The 13,974-nt window shown below is 50.8% G+C and carries 21 protein-coding genes; 10 read left to right on the plus strand and 11 right to left on the minus strand.

The features are described from left to right. Positions 1–100 precede the first annotated feature (100 nt). The 8 genes from GUC22_RS18055 to GUC22_RS18090 all read right to left on the minus strand — a co-directional run bounded on the left by GUC22_RS18055 (position 101) and on the right by GUC22_RS18090 (position 4,863). Positions 101–325 carry a hypothetical protein gene (locus GUC22_RS18055; RefSeq protein ID WP_142469717.1) on the minus strand — a complete coding sequence of 75 codons (225 nt, stop codon included), beginning with the start codon at positions 323–325 and terminating at the stop codon, positions 101–103. Then, positions 315–746, minus strand: coding sequence for a hypothetical protein (locus tag GUC22_RS18060; RefSeq protein WP_160183702.1), 432 nt, complete (start codon positions 744–746; stop codon positions 315–317). The genes GUC22_RS18055 and GUC22_RS18060 overlap by 11 nt, the downstream gene beginning before the upstream one ends. Then, the gene (locus GUC22_RS18065) at positions 739–1,815 is read right to left on the minus strand and encodes a DGQHR domain-containing protein (RefSeq protein WP_142469719.1); all 1,077 of its coding nucleotides are present in this window, start codon (positions 1,813–1,815) and stop codon (positions 739–741) included. The genes GUC22_RS18060 and GUC22_RS18065 overlap by 8 nt, the downstream gene beginning before the upstream one ends. After that, entirely contained in the window at positions 1,812–2,600 is a 789-nt protein-coding gene (locus GUC22_RS18070) for a ParB/RepB/Spo0J family partition protein (protein WP_160183703.1), read from the minus strand. The genes GUC22_RS18065 and GUC22_RS18070 overlap by 4 nt, the downstream gene beginning before the upstream one ends. Continuing rightward, on the minus strand, positions 2,593–2,805 hold the full coding sequence (locus GUC22_RS18075; RefSeq protein ID WP_160183704.1) for a hypothetical protein: 213 nt from the start codon (positions 2,803–2,805) through the stop codon (positions 2,593–2,595). Before GUC22_RS18075 ends, GUC22_RS18070 begins: the two co-directional genes overlap by 8 nt. After that, entirely contained in the window at positions 2,802–3,095 is a 294-nt protein-coding gene (locus tag GUC22_RS18080) for a FaeA/PapI family transcriptional regulator (RefSeq protein ID WP_142469721.1), read from the minus strand. The genes GUC22_RS18075 and GUC22_RS18080 overlap by 4 nt, the downstream gene beginning before the upstream one ends. Before the next feature lie 12 nt (positions 3,096–3,107). Then, positions 3,108–4,184: a hypothetical protein gene (locus GUC22_RS18085; RefSeq protein ID WP_160183705.1), complete on the minus strand. Its 1,077-nt coding sequence runs from the start codon at positions 4,182–4,184 to the stop codon at positions 3,108–3,110. Positions 4,185–4,449: 265 nt separating this feature from the next. Then, complete coding sequence (locus GUC22_RS18090; RefSeq protein ID WP_160183706.1) at positions 4,450–4,863, minus strand: toxin YdaT family protein; 414 nt, start codon at positions 4,861–4,863, stop codon at positions 4,450–4,452. Between the two features lie 318 nt (positions 4,864–5,181). On the opposite strand from GUC22_RS18090, the gene GUC22_RS18100 reads away from it, so the two are divergent. From GUC22_RS18100 to GUC22_RS18135, 9 genes are all read left to right on the plus strand, one after another. Next, the gene (locus GUC22_RS18100) at positions 5,182–5,688 is read left to right on the plus strand and encodes a hypothetical protein (RefSeq protein WP_077267846.1); all 507 of its coding nucleotides are present in this window, start codon (positions 5,182–5,184) and stop codon (positions 5,686–5,688) included. A gap of 486 nt (positions 5,689–6,174) precedes the next feature. Next, the gene (locus GUC22_RS27565; RefSeq protein ID WP_309475226.1) at positions 6,175–6,285 is read left to right on the plus strand and encodes a hypothetical protein; all 111 of its coding nucleotides are present in this window, start codon (positions 6,175–6,177) and stop codon (positions 6,283–6,285) included. Beyond that, a complete protein-coding gene (locus GUC22_RS18105) occupies positions 6,278–6,571 on the plus strand; it encodes a host cell division inhibitory peptide Kil (protein ID WP_160183707.1) in 294 nt (97 codons plus the stop codon). The genes GUC22_RS27565 and GUC22_RS18105 overlap by 8 nt, the downstream gene beginning before the upstream one ends. A 65-nt stretch (positions 6,572–6,636) precedes the next feature. Continuing rightward, the gene (locus GUC22_RS18110; RefSeq protein WP_160183708.1) at positions 6,637–6,870 is read left to right on the plus strand and encodes a hypothetical protein; all 234 of its coding nucleotides are present in this window, start codon (positions 6,637–6,639) and stop codon (positions 6,868–6,870) included. Between the two features lie 42 nt (positions 6,871–6,912). Next, on the plus strand, positions 6,913–7,137 hold the full coding sequence (locus tag GUC22_RS18115; protein WP_042944716.1) for a hypothetical protein: 225 nt from the start codon (positions 6,913–6,915) through the stop codon (positions 7,135–7,137). Next, positions 7,134–7,766: a morphogenetic protein gene (locus tag GUC22_RS18120; protein WP_160183709.1), complete on the plus strand. Its 633-nt coding sequence runs from the start codon at positions 7,134–7,136 to the stop codon at positions 7,764–7,766. Before GUC22_RS18115 ends, GUC22_RS18120 begins: the two co-directional genes overlap by 4 nt. 61 nt (positions 7,767–7,827) lie before the next feature. Next, complete coding sequence (gene xisR, locus GUC22_RS18125) at positions 7,828–8,043, plus strand: excisionase family protein (protein ID WP_004111685.1); 216 nt, start codon at positions 7,828–7,830, stop codon at positions 8,041–8,043. Further along, entirely contained in the window at positions 8,043–9,329 is a 1,287-nt protein-coding gene (locus tag GUC22_RS18130) for a site-specific integrase (RefSeq protein WP_160183710.1), read from the plus strand. Before xisR ends, GUC22_RS18130 begins: the two co-directional genes overlap by 1 nt. A gap of 98 nt (positions 9,330–9,427) precedes the next feature. Next, positions 9,428–10,054: a glutathione S-transferase family protein gene (locus GUC22_RS18135; protein ID WP_004135126.1), complete on the plus strand. Its 627-nt coding sequence runs from the start codon at positions 9,428–9,430 to the stop codon at positions 10,052–10,054. A 2-nt stretch (positions 10,055–10,056) separates the two neighbouring features. Here GUC22_RS18135 and GUC22_RS18140 read toward each other — a convergent pair whose 3' ends face one another. Continuing rightward, positions 10,057–11,169, minus strand: coding sequence for a PQQ-dependent sugar dehydrogenase (locus GUC22_RS18140; protein ID WP_160183711.1), 1,113 nt, complete (start codon positions 11,167–11,169; stop codon positions 10,057–10,059). 104 nt (positions 11,170–11,273) lie between these two features. After that, positions 11,274–11,657, minus strand: coding sequence for a biofilm formation regulator BssR (bssR, locus tag GUC22_RS18145; protein ID WP_004135130.1), 384 nt, complete (start codon positions 11,655–11,657; stop codon positions 11,274–11,276). A gap of 379 nt (positions 11,658–12,036) precedes the next feature. Between bssR and GUC22_RS18150 the strand changes: the two genes are divergently transcribed. Beyond that, on the plus strand, positions 12,037–13,266 hold the full coding sequence (locus GUC22_RS18150) for an oligosaccharide MFS transporter (protein WP_165775005.1): 1,230 nt from the start codon (positions 12,037–12,039) through the stop codon (positions 13,264–13,266). A gap of 33 nt (positions 13,267–13,299) precedes the next feature. On the opposite strand, the gene GUC22_RS18155 is transcribed toward GUC22_RS18150, so the two are convergent. Beyond that, positions 13,300–13,779, minus strand: coding sequence for a hypothetical protein (locus GUC22_RS18155; protein ID WP_165775004.1), 480 nt, complete (start codon positions 13,777–13,779; stop codon positions 13,300–13,302). Positions 13,780–13,974: the final 195 nt, after the last annotated feature.

Here is a 13,974-nt window from a genome sequence, read left to right on the forward strand (position 1 = left end):
TGGCTTTTTTCTGGTTATCATTTGCATAAATAACAAACCTTAGATTTGTTGATAACAAATATGGTGTTTGTGTTTTATGGCTTTGCGTTTTGCGGGGGATTTAGGCATCGCCAGTTCCCCGCGTCGGAGCAGTGTCGATAGCCAGCAAATGCGGCGATTCCAGATAGCGAATCATCGTTTCTGCAACCTGCTGGCGAGCCTTTAAATCCTGATGCACGATTAGCAAGACTGGTGAAAGAGACTTTCTATCGACGTTGTAGCCATAACGCTGCAGGGTACCAATGAGGTCAGCAAGAATCTGGCTATCTGTAAGTTCATGACTCACCCTTCACCTCCTGCGGGGCGGCTGCGAGCATGGCGGCGCGGCAGGCGTTCCAGCCTTTCACCTCTGCTATAGCCGCTACAGCATCAACGGCGTACATGCTCAGCGGATTAGGCATTGGCTTTTCCTCCGGCACTACCGGCTGCTGCGCGTGGATATAGAGCGGCGCTATGTTTCGCTCTAGGTCGGTAATGACGCTCCATATTGGGACTGACTCGACGCCTTGTTTCGCCATATCACGATAACTGTCGGCATACGCCAGCACAGGGTTGCGGACCGGCTCGCTGTCTATTACAGCCAGCGCGATGCGAGCCAGCTCCTCAGCCTCTTCAGCTGGCAGCATTACGTTGCTTCCGGCACCGTAGGTGTCACGCCATGATTTAATTTTTTCCAGACGTTCTCTGGTTAACTGGTTATTAGTCATGGTCTGATTCCTTACCTCTACTGACAGACAAGTTTTTATTCACGATGGCATCCATCAGGCGTGATGCTGCAGCTTTCTGAGATGAGACATTCGCAATGACCGTTGGCCTTGTTTTCTCGCAGCTGGCGCAAATACCATCCCATGATGAAATGAGGAAGAAATCTTCACGATCGGCAATGCCGGTATTCATTACCAGATCCTCAATCATTAGCGTGACCCCGCGAACTCCCCGACCTTCGCTTAACCTCTGCACTGCGTAGCCGAAGGCGTTGATCATCACAGCATGGAACTGGATATACTCGCGTTTGTACTCTGCCTGATTCGTACCGCGGCGAATATCATCTAAACCAGTCAGCATCAGCCAGGCATTCCACAACCCCTCCAGATCATCTTGCGAACATGAACCTGAAAATTTTGCAGTGGCATCACTAAGGGCCTTGAAGCTCACCCACTTATCACTTTTCGCTGGAACGACGTTGTGCTCAAAATCGGTGACTTCAGAAAAGACGTCGTGTGAACTGATAAAGCTGACCATCTCCTGCGCATTCTTATCGCGCCCGTTATAGGCCATGTTGATAGCCGCAGATGGCTTCGAAACATTGTTGTTAATGTCAGAGAAAAACTGCTGCCGCGTCTTCAGTGGCAACTGTAGAGTAAGCATCATGGGGACATGGATCGGTTCATCAATGGTGCGGCAATATTGCGCAATACCTGCTGCGCGATGCTGACCATCAAACAGTTTAATCTCTGCATCCATTGGGAAACGGGCTACCCCCACGTTAGTGTTTCCAAACTCTTCGAATTCAATATACGAGTCGCAGTTACCTACCAGCGGTGGAATGATGAATGGCTGTTTTTTCTCATATGCCTCAAAAAGATACTGATAAAACTTTTTCGCCCTGGTTAGGTTCAGTTCTCGCTGAGAGCGTTCAAGAGTCTCACCATAATTATCGCTGGCGAGGACTCTCGTTAGTGTCCGTGCAGGTACTGTCAGCATCAGGACAATTGAACCACCCTGAGTTCCACGCGACGCCGGAAATTCAAAAAAATGATCGCCTATTTTGCTCATAATGATTCCTCCCCAAGCACCCAACGGAGTGCGCTTGCATACTCACCCTCGGCAGATTCCAGGGCTTTAGTAATTTCTTTGCGGGTTTTCAGGCGAGGCTTTGCATCACCGAGGATCTGACGCTGACGCCGGGCTTTTTCATGGCCGGTTGTGCCAGCAGTTGCCGCTTCGATTTCTGCCACCTTCTTCCGCTGTTCTTCGGGTTTCAGTGATGCAAGTTGACGCGCCTGAGTAACCGTCACTGTGCCGGACTCTACAGCGTCTTTGACTGCCTGGGTGGCATCCAGCAGGGATAGCGTTGCGCGTACTGTCTGGACACTCACGCCAAACATCAGCGCTAAATCGTCCTCGTCGTGCCCGCGCTCCAGCGCATCAGCCATTTTCTTTGCCCGGCCCAGCGGTGTATCTGCCTGGCGGATTTCGTTAGCACTTACCATCGCCTGCGCCATGCGAACGGCGGAGCCACGTTTAGTGACTGCCGGAACCAGTAACGGCTCTTTGCTCTCTTTGGACAGACGCTTGTTGGCTTCCAGTGTATGGCGCACGCGCTGACGACCATCCACCACACAGGCCAGCCCGCTTTCGGGGTCTTTCCAGACGATAATCGGCTCAAGAACGCCTTGGTCCATGATGTTCAGCACCATTGCCTCGCTGATAGGCAGGTGGATACGCTCATCGTAAAGCGGGTGAGTTTTGTCGGTAACCAGATGAAGGTTTTCAGGCTCGAACGTTAAAACGTTTGTCTTGCCACTGGCGCCGTATACCACTTTCGAATCTTTAGCCATTTTTAACCTCGTTTTTATTCACCGCTTCCACCCATTTTTGTTCCAGAGCATGTCTGGCTTTGTTCTTTCCACCAGCCCAGTAACTGTGCTGGACTCGGTAATGGTCATACAGGCATTTCAGGGCGCCTGAACATGAGCCAAACGTATAATCTTTCCAGTGAAACTCAGGTACCGCGCCGCAATCAGGGCATTTTTGTAATTTCATTGAGCGACCCCGCGACATTCCTTCAGTAGGTTTTCAAACATCATGCGGATACGGTTCGCACAGCCAAACGGCATGTCGTTAAAGCGCCACAAGGCTGCGCCGTTGCGTAGGCCGCTCTGGACAATCTGCCCCGCTCCATGCAGCTGGCGAAGCTGGCCATTCACTGACGACATACCGCGCCCCAGCGCATTGGCGATTTCACGCGTAGTCAAATCAGAATTAGCTTTGAGAAATTCGATCATCGTGATTTCACCGTTGTATTGTGTTTTCTTGGATTTGGTTGTTTTCATTAAAAAAACTCCTTAGCCCCTGAAACCCTTAGGAATATCTGCCTGAACCTTGCCGCTAAAACCGAGGTTGCCTCCGGTTGCGAGATTTACCGGGCACAGCTTCAGTGCCAGCTCTGGCCATTTGTTGCGTAATGTCTTCATAGTTTGAACTTTTGGGCACCAGAACTGATCGCGCTGAATGCGCTCAATCATGGTGCGGATTTGGTCGTGGCTACATCCATGCTCCTGGCGAAGCAGGCGAACCTCGTTAGCCCAGGCGACAAAGCTCGGTTCTCTCGGTTTTGCCAGAGAGCCGTCAAATTCGGCGGCGCGTTCGTACATCTCGATGATGGTCGACCAGAACCACATCGCGAGATCGAAGTCGTCATCGGTAGCCAGGTTACTGTCTCCGGTAGCGTCAGGAATGTTTGCTTCCGGGATGACTGGTTCACGTCCTGACTCTGCAAAGTTATCCACAGGAAGAATCTCTCCCGCGTGGTTTTTATGATCTGCATGTAGTGATCTGTTTTTAAGATCTGTATAGAGACAGGATTCGGCTTGAGAGCCGTTTCCAGGATTCGGCTCTTGGGCCGTTTCCATTCGGCTCTTGGGGCGAATGCATTCGGCTTGAGAGCCGTTTCCATTACTTTCAATCACTTGCTCAGATTCGGCTCTTGAGTCGTTTCCATTCAGCTCTTGAGCCGTATCCATATTTTTCAATGGTTTATTTGAATCTCCCTCTTGCGGGAATATTTTGGCGATTAGCGCTTCCTGATCGACGCGGTAATGCTTCTTCGGCGTGCCGCTTACCTGCCGCAGCTCTTCCTCAATAACCCCCGCCAGGTACTTCTCTGTAATCTTGAACATTGCTTTTCTGACCACATCGCCGTCTTTAGCGCGGATCTCTTTCGCAAGCGCTGCGTGCTCTTTGTAAAACCAGCCATTTTCCAGACTCGACTTGCCCGACCAGAACACCAGCTGATTGAGAATGGCCGCCAGCAAATGCTGCTGCCTGTCTCCTGCAAAGAAATCCAGATACGGTCCGGGGATCGTTATGCAGTTCCCCTGCCCCGACATGGCCTGAACAATTTCAAAAACCTGATTGTTCATTCCGAAACCTCGTTGTGTAGCCGTAAAAACTCTCTCAACCCCACCCAGCCAATAGCCCCGCAGGCTTTGCGGTAGGAAACATCTTTCTCTGTCGCTGTGAGTACCGTCACCATGTGGCCTTTGTGTCTGTGCTGGAAGCGAGAACCGGCCTTAGGGATGCCAGTGCCAGCACAATCTCCTTCAGACGGCTCATACGCCGGATACGCTCGTTTCAGACGAGCAATCAATTCAGCAGCAGACTGGGTACACATAGTCACCTCCAGAATCAGTGGTATTTCGTTACTTCAACAGCGACAGGCTGATACGCCTTGCTGTATATGGCTTCAATAGCGTCGTCGTGCGCATCAATAGCCGTTCCGATGGCATGCTGGGCCGCCAGCAATGCCCGACGTTCGATCGTGTCGTAGATGCTCAGACGATGACGGATTTCACGCGGCAGAACGCGCAGGATTGACGGAAGCAGAAGACGGATTTTCTCGCGCTGCTGTTCGGTCTCACCCTTCAGCCAGCGATGGAAGATATTTTGCTGATTGGCCCACGCCTTACCCGGAACCAGGCGAAGCTCAGTCCCACCGGAGCGCACGTATTCTTCAGCAATCGCGTTGGCTGCGTATGCCTGGCCGACTTCAGCAGCCCAGGCGAGCAGAACCATTTCAACGTGCTCGTGTTTGATTTCCATCAATCAGACTCCCTCTGCCGCTTGGTGATAATTTCTTCCGTAAGCCCGCTAATCGGTGTTGGATGAAGATCCGGGCGAAGTTCATGAGGGGTTACTACCCACCCTCCCATGCGACAGAGTGGGATGACGCGATCACTAGGGACGCAATTTCGGTTTATCCAATTTGCTACTGACTGGCTCGACTTAAAGTCGAACATGCGGGCGACACAGGAAACATTCCCAATCGCTCTAACGGCTTTTTCCGTTATGTTTTTGTATGGTGTAGGCATTCTTACCTCCTGTGAGTTGGTAAGTAGAGAATACTACACAAAGTAGAAAATGCAACTACTTAAAATAGAAATGACTAAAAACACTCTCTGCCGTAATCTTCTACCTATGGTAGAAAAATCGAATAAGCATCAAGACTTCGCAGATCGACTTAACCAAGAGATGAGTAAAAAGAACTTGTCTGTTAAGCAATTAAGTCATGCGGGACAGGTCACCTACGAAATGGCTAGGCGGTATACGCTTGGCACAGCAAAACCGCGCGATGAAAAGCTGATGAGAATTGCGGAATGGTTGAGCGTGCCTCCAGCCTGGCTAGACTACGGGGCAGTAGAAAACAGTGCTGAATCCAACGCAGCCCCGGAGACTGTCACCCTCACCCAACCAGAGAAGGGCGATGAAACAGAATTCGCGAGCTTAAGCGATGAAGAGAAACGCCTGATTCGAGTCTTCAGAAAATTCCCTGATGCAGAAGCAAACAACATGCTTCTGGCCTTTGAGATTCGCTATAAGAAGCTCCTGGAGTTCTATAGCGAGTACGCAGATCCAGACAAAAAATAAATCAGAAACAACCACACCAAACCCAGCAATGCTGGGTTTTTTTGTGTTCCTGCATCGTTAAAAACAACTTTTAGTAGATATTTATTTCTACTCCAAGTGTTGACCAATCTACTTTATGTAGTATTCTCTACTTATCGACACAACGGTGCGATAGGTTAAACGTTCGGTTGGCCGCCTGAAGGCTAAAAATCAACAGGCTTTGCAATGCAGTGAATGCGGCTATGCGCACGCGGCACAGTTAAGCGGTATCACTCGTTTCTAAAAAGAGTGGGGTGGAAAAGAAGCTGTCGGTACCAGTTCTTAACTGGCTGGTATCACCGGGAGGCACCCGGCACTGCATTGCAAGGCCTGTTAGGTACTCAACACGCATGAGGGAAAGGAGATGATTCGAGACGAAGACAAGCCAGCATGGCGCCGGTTCTGGTTGAAGGTTGTTCCATTTTTAGTTGCGGTCGCATCGGTAAGCGTTCAGTGCTGGGGTGGAGTATGAGCAGAAATGGCATTCGTTCACTGGTTATTGTTCTGGCCATCTGTCTTGTTGTCTGGTCTGCGACCATTATAAAAATTCTGCATGTTACGGGAGTATTTAATGGCTAATTTTCTGCAAAGCAACCCGATGGTTAAAGCAGCTCAAAGCAAACTCGCTATTGCGCAGTTCATTGGTAACAGTGGCATGTGGTCTGATGCCATGGCGTCAATAAAAGATATTCATGAAGCAGCAAAGCACGAAGAAGACTATATGTTTTGTGGTCGCACGGATTCACTTTCCGGACTTCAATTTCGGGACGTAGTTTTAAATTACGACCTGTACGGGGATTTAATTTCCGTCGATGCTGACTTGCTTACAGGGCAATATAAAGTAAATACCGAAGTTTCATTTTAATTATCGAAAAAATGAATTAATGCCTTAAATGGCAGGTATCCACACACCTTAATACAGGAATAAATATGGAAGCCGAAACACTCCACTGCTACAGCTGCGGCGGCTCCTTTGCACGCGAAGAGTTGCAATATCGCCCCATCGGAAAGGGTGCATACCGAAAGCAAGCCTATTACTGCCCTGTGTGCAATGAAAAGCAAAAGAAGAAAGAAACGCTCACAGCTGCAAAGTCATCATTCCGAAACTCTTTACCAGCCAGACCAGCAACAGCCCAATTACGGCCTTCGTTCTGGAATAAATAAAATCAGTTTCAGTTAGCAATCCTGCAAAAGGAAATAACAAATATGAAAATAGAATTTATTGATAAAGGTGTAATAGCAACCGCGATTGTCACAAGTACGGTATTCGAATTCCGGCTGCACAATCGCGCCGTTGATACTGCTTTATTCCTAGCTCCTTCCGTTCGTTCAAAGCGTAGTGGATTCTTTATTTTAAAAACGGTTATTTCCGGGAAAACAACCCATGTATTGCGTGCATACAAGGCTCTTCAGTCGGAGGCTTCACGATGATCGAGCGTGGAATGATTTTTAATGGAGAAATGGTGCGTGCCATCCTCGACGGCCGGAAGACGCAGACGCGGCGCCCAGTGAAATTCCCTGTACATGATAAAAACCTTGGGTGCGAGCTGGCTGGCAATGAACTGGCCGGGGAGCTGTCAGCAGGGAACTATCTGAACAGCGCATTTGGCAAGCCAGGCGACCGCATCTGGGTAAGAGAGACCTTTTGCCCGGTAGATGACACTCAATATGGCGGGGAGAAGTGGGTAGATTACCGAGCCACTCCTAAGTTTGAAGCAAGCCACCCGGCAGGCTGGGACTGCGCGCCTAATGATGCTGAAGCCCTCAAATGGCGCCCATCCATCCACATGCCGCGTTGGGCCAGCCGCATTCTGCTGGAAATTACCGGTGTGCGTGTGGAGCGATTAAACGCTATCAGCGAAGAGAATGCAGCATCTGAAGGCGTGGCCCAGTTTCGCGGCGGGTTCTGGAAGCATTACCAACCGGGCTGGACTCAACACCAGCTTAGCGCCAGGGGCTCTTTCGTTACTCTCTGGAAATCTATCTACGATGAAGAAAGCTGGCAGAGCAACCCATGGGTTTGGGTTATTGAGTTCAAACGATGTGGCAGCACAAACTGATTTCCAATAATCAACATTAAACCGGGGAACTGATTATAGTTTCCCGGCCATGAGGTTATTTATGGCCGATATTACTCAAGAAGATGAATGGGTGATGGAAAAGGGAATTGTAGCGAAGATGTATATGACTCCCCGGCAAATTAAATCTTACCGGGAGGGGAGATGGATCGAGGGCATTCATTATAAGAAGCACCCACCAGATCCAAAAGCTTCAGAAGGAAGGGTAACGCTTCTCTACAACTACACCAGGATTAATAGGCTTGTCGGGGAAACATAATGAATATGCCTGCTGGCGTAGAGCTGCATGGGAAAGGAATAAGAATTAGCTTTCTATATCGCGGCATACGTTGCCGCGAAGTTTTGCGGGGCTGGACTGTTTCAAATAGCAATATAAAAAAAGCGGGCAATCTCCGTGCTTTAATCATGAGTGAGATCCTGCAAGGTAAATTTGACTATGCAGAGCACTTTCCTGAATCAAAGGCGCTTAAAAAATTCACCACAACACAAAAAATTAAAACCTTCGGTGAATTGTGCAAAGTTTATCTTAATGCCAAAAAGCTTGAGGTCTCAGCTGCGTCATACAGAGGCGCAGAATCACGTATAGCAACGCTTTGCGCTATTGTTGGAAGTAATACGCATATTGCGGATATTCAGCATACCGACCTGTTGAATTACAGGAACGCGCTATTAACTGGTAACACCTTTAGCGATCACGCGCCCTGGCTTAAAAGAAAAGGTCGCGCTGTATCCACGGTCAACGGCCTGATGAACAACCTGACTGCGTTGCTCAAGCTGGCGAACCTGAGCGGCTTTATCGAGCATACCCCTCACGAAGGTATAAAGATGCTTAAGCGCTCCAGGAGAGACCCGGATCCGCTTCTACAGAGTGAGTACGAAGGTTTCATAAAAACGTTATCTCCTCGGTATGTTTTGCTCTGGACTACAGCTATCTTTACTGGTCTTCGGCATGGAGAGCTTACAGCTTTAGCCTGGGAGGATGTGGACCTTGATAAGGGTGAGCTTCACGTCAGGCGTAACCAGACGAATGAGGGCCTGTTTGTGCCACCCAAAACCGAAGCGGGGATCAGAACTGTAACCCTACTTGAACCTGCGCTGAATGCTCTACGCGAACAATTCAAGCTAACTGGCGCATTAAGCAAAACCGAAATCACTTTCCATCACCGCGAACATGGTTTAACTGAACAACAAAAACTGCGGTTCGTGTTTATCCCGCCCAAAAACTGGCGCGGGGAAACGAAGTATTACGGTTCTCAGTCTCTGGGGTATAGTTGGGAGGCGGGATTAAAGAAGGCGGGGATCAGGAGCAGACGCCCTTACCAGTCGCGCCACACGTTCGCATGCTGGCTATTAACGGCCGGTGCTAACCCGTCGTTTATCGCCGGACAGATGGGTCACGAGAACGCGAAGATGGTTTATGAGATTTACTCGAAGTGGATCGGAGAGATGGACCGTAACCAGGTGGAAATGCTGAATACTAGTTTTTCTAACGTTCTGTCCCAAGGGTGCCCCAAACGCAAGGTAGTGGGTATAAAAAGCGTTTAATTTCAGCAAAATAAAATCACTTGCCGGAATATTAACTTTATTCCAACATGAATGCTCACTACGCCGCAACGGCGGCTTAATAAAAAGCAGGAGCGGATATGATTACGCTGTGGGGCAGAAATAACTCGACCAATGTGAAGAAAGTGCGCTGGGTGCTGGAAGAACTCGACCTCCCGTATCAGCAAATTCTGGCCGGTCTGGAGTTCGGTCTGAATCACGATGCGGACTATCTGGCCATGAATCCCAATGGCCTGGTACCGTTATTGAAAGATGAGACGACCGATCTCGTGCTCTGGGAATCAAACACCATTATCCGCTATCTGGCCGCGCAGTACGGTCAAAATCGCCTGTGGGTGGAGTCGCCCGCCGAGCGCGCTCAGGGGGAAAAATGGATGGACTGGGCCAACGGTTCGCTCTCGCCTGCCCATCGGCCGGTGTTAATGGGGCTGGTGAGAACCCCGCCGGAAAAACGCGACCCCGCCGCGATTGAAGCCGGTATTGCCGCCTGCGAGACGCTGTTCGCCATTCTGGATGATGAACTGTCGCGTCATCAGTGGCTCTCAGGCAACGCCTTCGGCCTCGGCGACATCGCCGTCGCGCCGTTCATTTATAACCTGCTGGAGATCGTTAAAACCTGGCAACCGCGCCCGCACCTGCAGCGCTGGTATCAGCAGATTAACCAGCGCCAGGCCTGGCGCAACGTGGTGATGATTCCGGTCACCTGATATTAGCCCGCCGGTCTCACCTTCAGCAGCTCGCCGTTGGATTCGTCGGTTAGCACATACAGATAACCATCGGGTCCAACGCGCACATCGCGGATACGTTTTCCGCGATCGCCCAGAATCAGCTCCTGTTCCGTGACGTTATCGCCGTCAACCTTGAGAACAATCAGCGATTTATCCTTCAGCGCGCCGATAAACAGCCGGTGCCGCCACTGCGGAAAAGTCTGCGCGTCGTAAAACGCCATACCGCTCACCGCCGGCGATTTTTCCCAGACAAACAGCGGCGCTTCGGTTCCTTCCGCCGTTTTGCCTTTGGCCTCCGGGATCGGCAGGCCGCTGTAGTTAATGCCGTGCGTCGCCAGCGGCCAGCCGTAGTTTTTGCCTTTTTGCGGAATATTGATCTCATCCCCGCCTCGCGGCCCGTGCTCATTTAACCACAGCGTATCGCTCCACGGGTTCATCGCCATCCCCTGGGGGTTGCGAATACCGTAAGACCAGATTTCCGGTCTGACGCCGGCCTGGCCGACAAAAGGATTATCGTCCGGGACCTTGCCATCAGCCGTTAGCCGCACCACTTTTCCCTGCAGCTTATCGAGATCCTGAGCGGTCGAACGCTGGTTATTCTCCCCGAGTCCAATAAACAGATAACCGCGGCCGTCGAACACCAGCCGTCCGCCAAAATGATTGCCGGTTGAGAGCTTCGGCTGCTGGCGGAAAACCACCTGGAAATTTTCCAGGCGCTGGAGGTCATCGCTCAGTCGGCCGTAGCCCACGGCGGTCCCGGCCTTGCCGTCACTCCCGCCTTCGGCGTAGCTCAGCCAGACCCGGCGCGACTGGGCGAAATCCGGAGCCAGCGCCACGTCCAGCAGACCGCCCTGCCCGTTGGCCCAGACCTGCGGCACGCCCGAAATCGCAGGCGCGAGGCCTTTATCTCGCTGCCACAGACGGAGCTCGCCGCCGCGCAGGGTCATCAGAATCCCCCGGTCGTCGGGAAGAAAGGCCAGCGCCCACGGGTGTTCAAGCTGGTTCTGCAACACCTCTACGCGCTCCTGGGCGGCAAGGCTTGCCGTTGGCAACAGCAGCGCGGTAAGGGCGATCAGGTTAATGGTCTGGCGCATGGCATACTCCTTTTGTCAGCAATGCTGATAAGGGTAGCCAGCGTGGGAAAGCGGGAAGGGATTTTTACATAACATTAATCGGGGGGAGCAGGCTCCCCCCGATTTCAGGCGTGCGTAATGGGCTGAGAATCATTCAATTTATGAATATTTAGCCGCAATACCGCCAGACAGCTTTCCAGCTTATCTACGTCGACAGCGATATAGGACGGGCAGTCATGATGTCCGCTCAACAGGCAGACCGCCGCGGAAGCGACGGCCTCGCCGGCCAGCCGCAGGGCTTCCTTCTCCTCCGGCGCGACGGCGTGCTGCAGGCGCGGCGCATGTTGATGCATTTCATGGCACAGTTCAAACAAGTTATCACGTAGATGGTCGTTTTCGCTGACTGACATATAGCCTTTTGCTTTACGCAGCTGCAAATAAGCGTCGAGATCAATGTTGGCATTAATCAGCTTATTCATCAGGTTACGATACAGTCTGTCAACGCTCATCGCGGTTCCTCCTCTGTCGTCCTTTACCACAACCATAATATGGTCATTTTTTGTACAAAACGATGAGGCAGATCAATAATTCTCAGGTCATTAACATCCTTTACAATGTTACAACGGCGATTAAAATCCTCTTCGGCGATCTCAACGACCAAAAGTAAAAAATGTTATACGCTCTCAAAAATAAAAACCTTTCAACTCACGATAATAAAATTATTTATTGCAGTAATGATCACATATTAGTGCAATTCACATTGCCATAAAATGCCGCCAGGTGTCATATCATTTCATAAAATGTTTTACGTATAACATTCAATAAGAGCAGCAAGCAGATCGATCCTGTTTGTAACCTTTACCGCTACCGCTTGAAGGAACTGAAATGATTACGCCCGGCAAAAGAAACTATATCTTGTTGAGTCTTTTCGATTTCCTCTACCTCTTCGCCTGGTCCTCGACCATGGCGTTCTTCGTTATCTGGACCACTCAGCATCTCGGGATTAGCGCAACCAAAACCGGTCTGCTCTACTCGGTCAACGCCTTTATCGCCCTGCTGATGCAGCCCTTCTTCGGCTTTATTTCCGATAAGTTCGGCCTGAAAAAACGGCTGATCTGGATCCTGGTCGCCATGCTGCTGCCGGTAGGCCCGTTCTTTATTTATTTGTATGCGCCGCTGCTGGTGCACAGCTTCTGGCTGGGCGCGCTGCTTGGCGGGGTATACCTGGGGATTATTTTCAACTCCGGCTGCGGAGTTATCGATTCGTATATTGATAAAATTTCGCGGCGCTACCAGTTCGAATACGGCCGGGTCAGGATGTGGGGATCGTTAGGCTGGGCCGCCGCCGCGTGGATCGTCGGCAAATATATCGACAGCAATCCGAACCTCGCTTTCTGGCTGGCCAGCGTCGCCATCGTTATCGCGGCGATCTGCTTTATGCTGACCAAAATCGAACTGACCGAAGCGGAAATGCAAAAAAGCAGCGCGCTGAAAGTTTCGCACGCCCTGGAGCTGGCCAAGAACGGCCAGTTCTGGATGCTGCTGGTCTTCACCCTTTTCGTCACGCAAATCTATGACACCTACGATCAGCAGTTCGCCCAGTACTTTTCTCTGCAGTTTTCGACGCCGGAAGAAGGCAATCGCTGGTACGGCATTCTGGCCTCCATTCAGGTATGCGGCGAGACCCTGTTTTTATGCCTGATGCCGTGGTTCGTAAACCGCACCGGCGCGAAATGGGCGCTGATCATCGCCGGGCTGATCATGTCGGTGCGTATCGTCGGCTCCGCGATTCCTCTGGGTCCGGTGTGGATAGGCGCGGTAAAAATGATGCATGCGCTGGAAAAACCGCTGATTTTAGTGTCGGTGTTTAAATTTATCGCCGCCAACTTCGACAACAAGCTCTCCTCGACGGTCTACCTGCTGGTGCTGTTCGTCGCCTCTATCGCCACCGCCATTTACTCGCCGCTGGCCGGGTATTTGTACGACACCATCGGCTTTGCGCATACCTATTATATTCTGGGCGGCATCGCCGGGCTGTTTACGCTAATCTCGGTATTTACGCTTCGCGATAATAGAGAACAGACCGCGCCGGGGGCTGGCGTTGCGCAAAGCCATTAATCAAAATTCGCCCGGAAGCCTCTTTCGGGCGAATTAGCGGAAGCTCCACTGCACGCTCATCACAAATATGGCCGGGACGATAATGCCCGTTTCGACGCCGAAATAATCGGTAAAATTGTACTGCAGGCCATGATAAATATAGGGAGAGAAACCGACGCCGGTGAGTTTCTTCGCCGTTCGATAGGTGCCTGAATCGCCGCAATCGCGAAAGGCTTTAAAGAAGAACTCGCCGGTATAGGCATAGACGCCCTTGAACGTCCAGCCATTTGCCCCCGCGTACCAGTCCCTTCGCGCTCCCAGAGAGAGGCAGCGGTCGGCAAAACTATTCTTCATGGTCCCGACCAACGCGCTGTACTTTGAATCCGCAGACAGCTTGCGCTCAACGGAAAAAAACTGGTTATTGAATTTTTCGTTATATTGACCGTGATTACCGGTCATGTGATAAACAAATGAACCGGTATTGACCGAATATAACGCCATCTCGTTGGCATAAACGGGCGTCGCGCCGATCATGGCCAGCGCGCAGACGAAACCACCCAACTTTTTAAACATGGGAAACCTGATAAAAAATAAAGACTAAAAGCAGCGGCTATTTTACCGCTTCAGGTTAAACCAGATCTAAACCGACGTCCCCCGATTGCCGAGATAATGGCTGAATAACCCCCTTATTTTGATTAACAATCTGGATAATCATGCCGATAAAAAGAA

The sequence above is a fragment of the Klebsiella sp. MPUS7 genome (assembly GCF_009905335.1).
GTDB classification, from domain to species: domain Bacteria; phylum Pseudomonadota; class Gammaproteobacteria; order Enterobacterales; family Enterobacteriaceae; genus Klebsiella; species Klebsiella grimontii.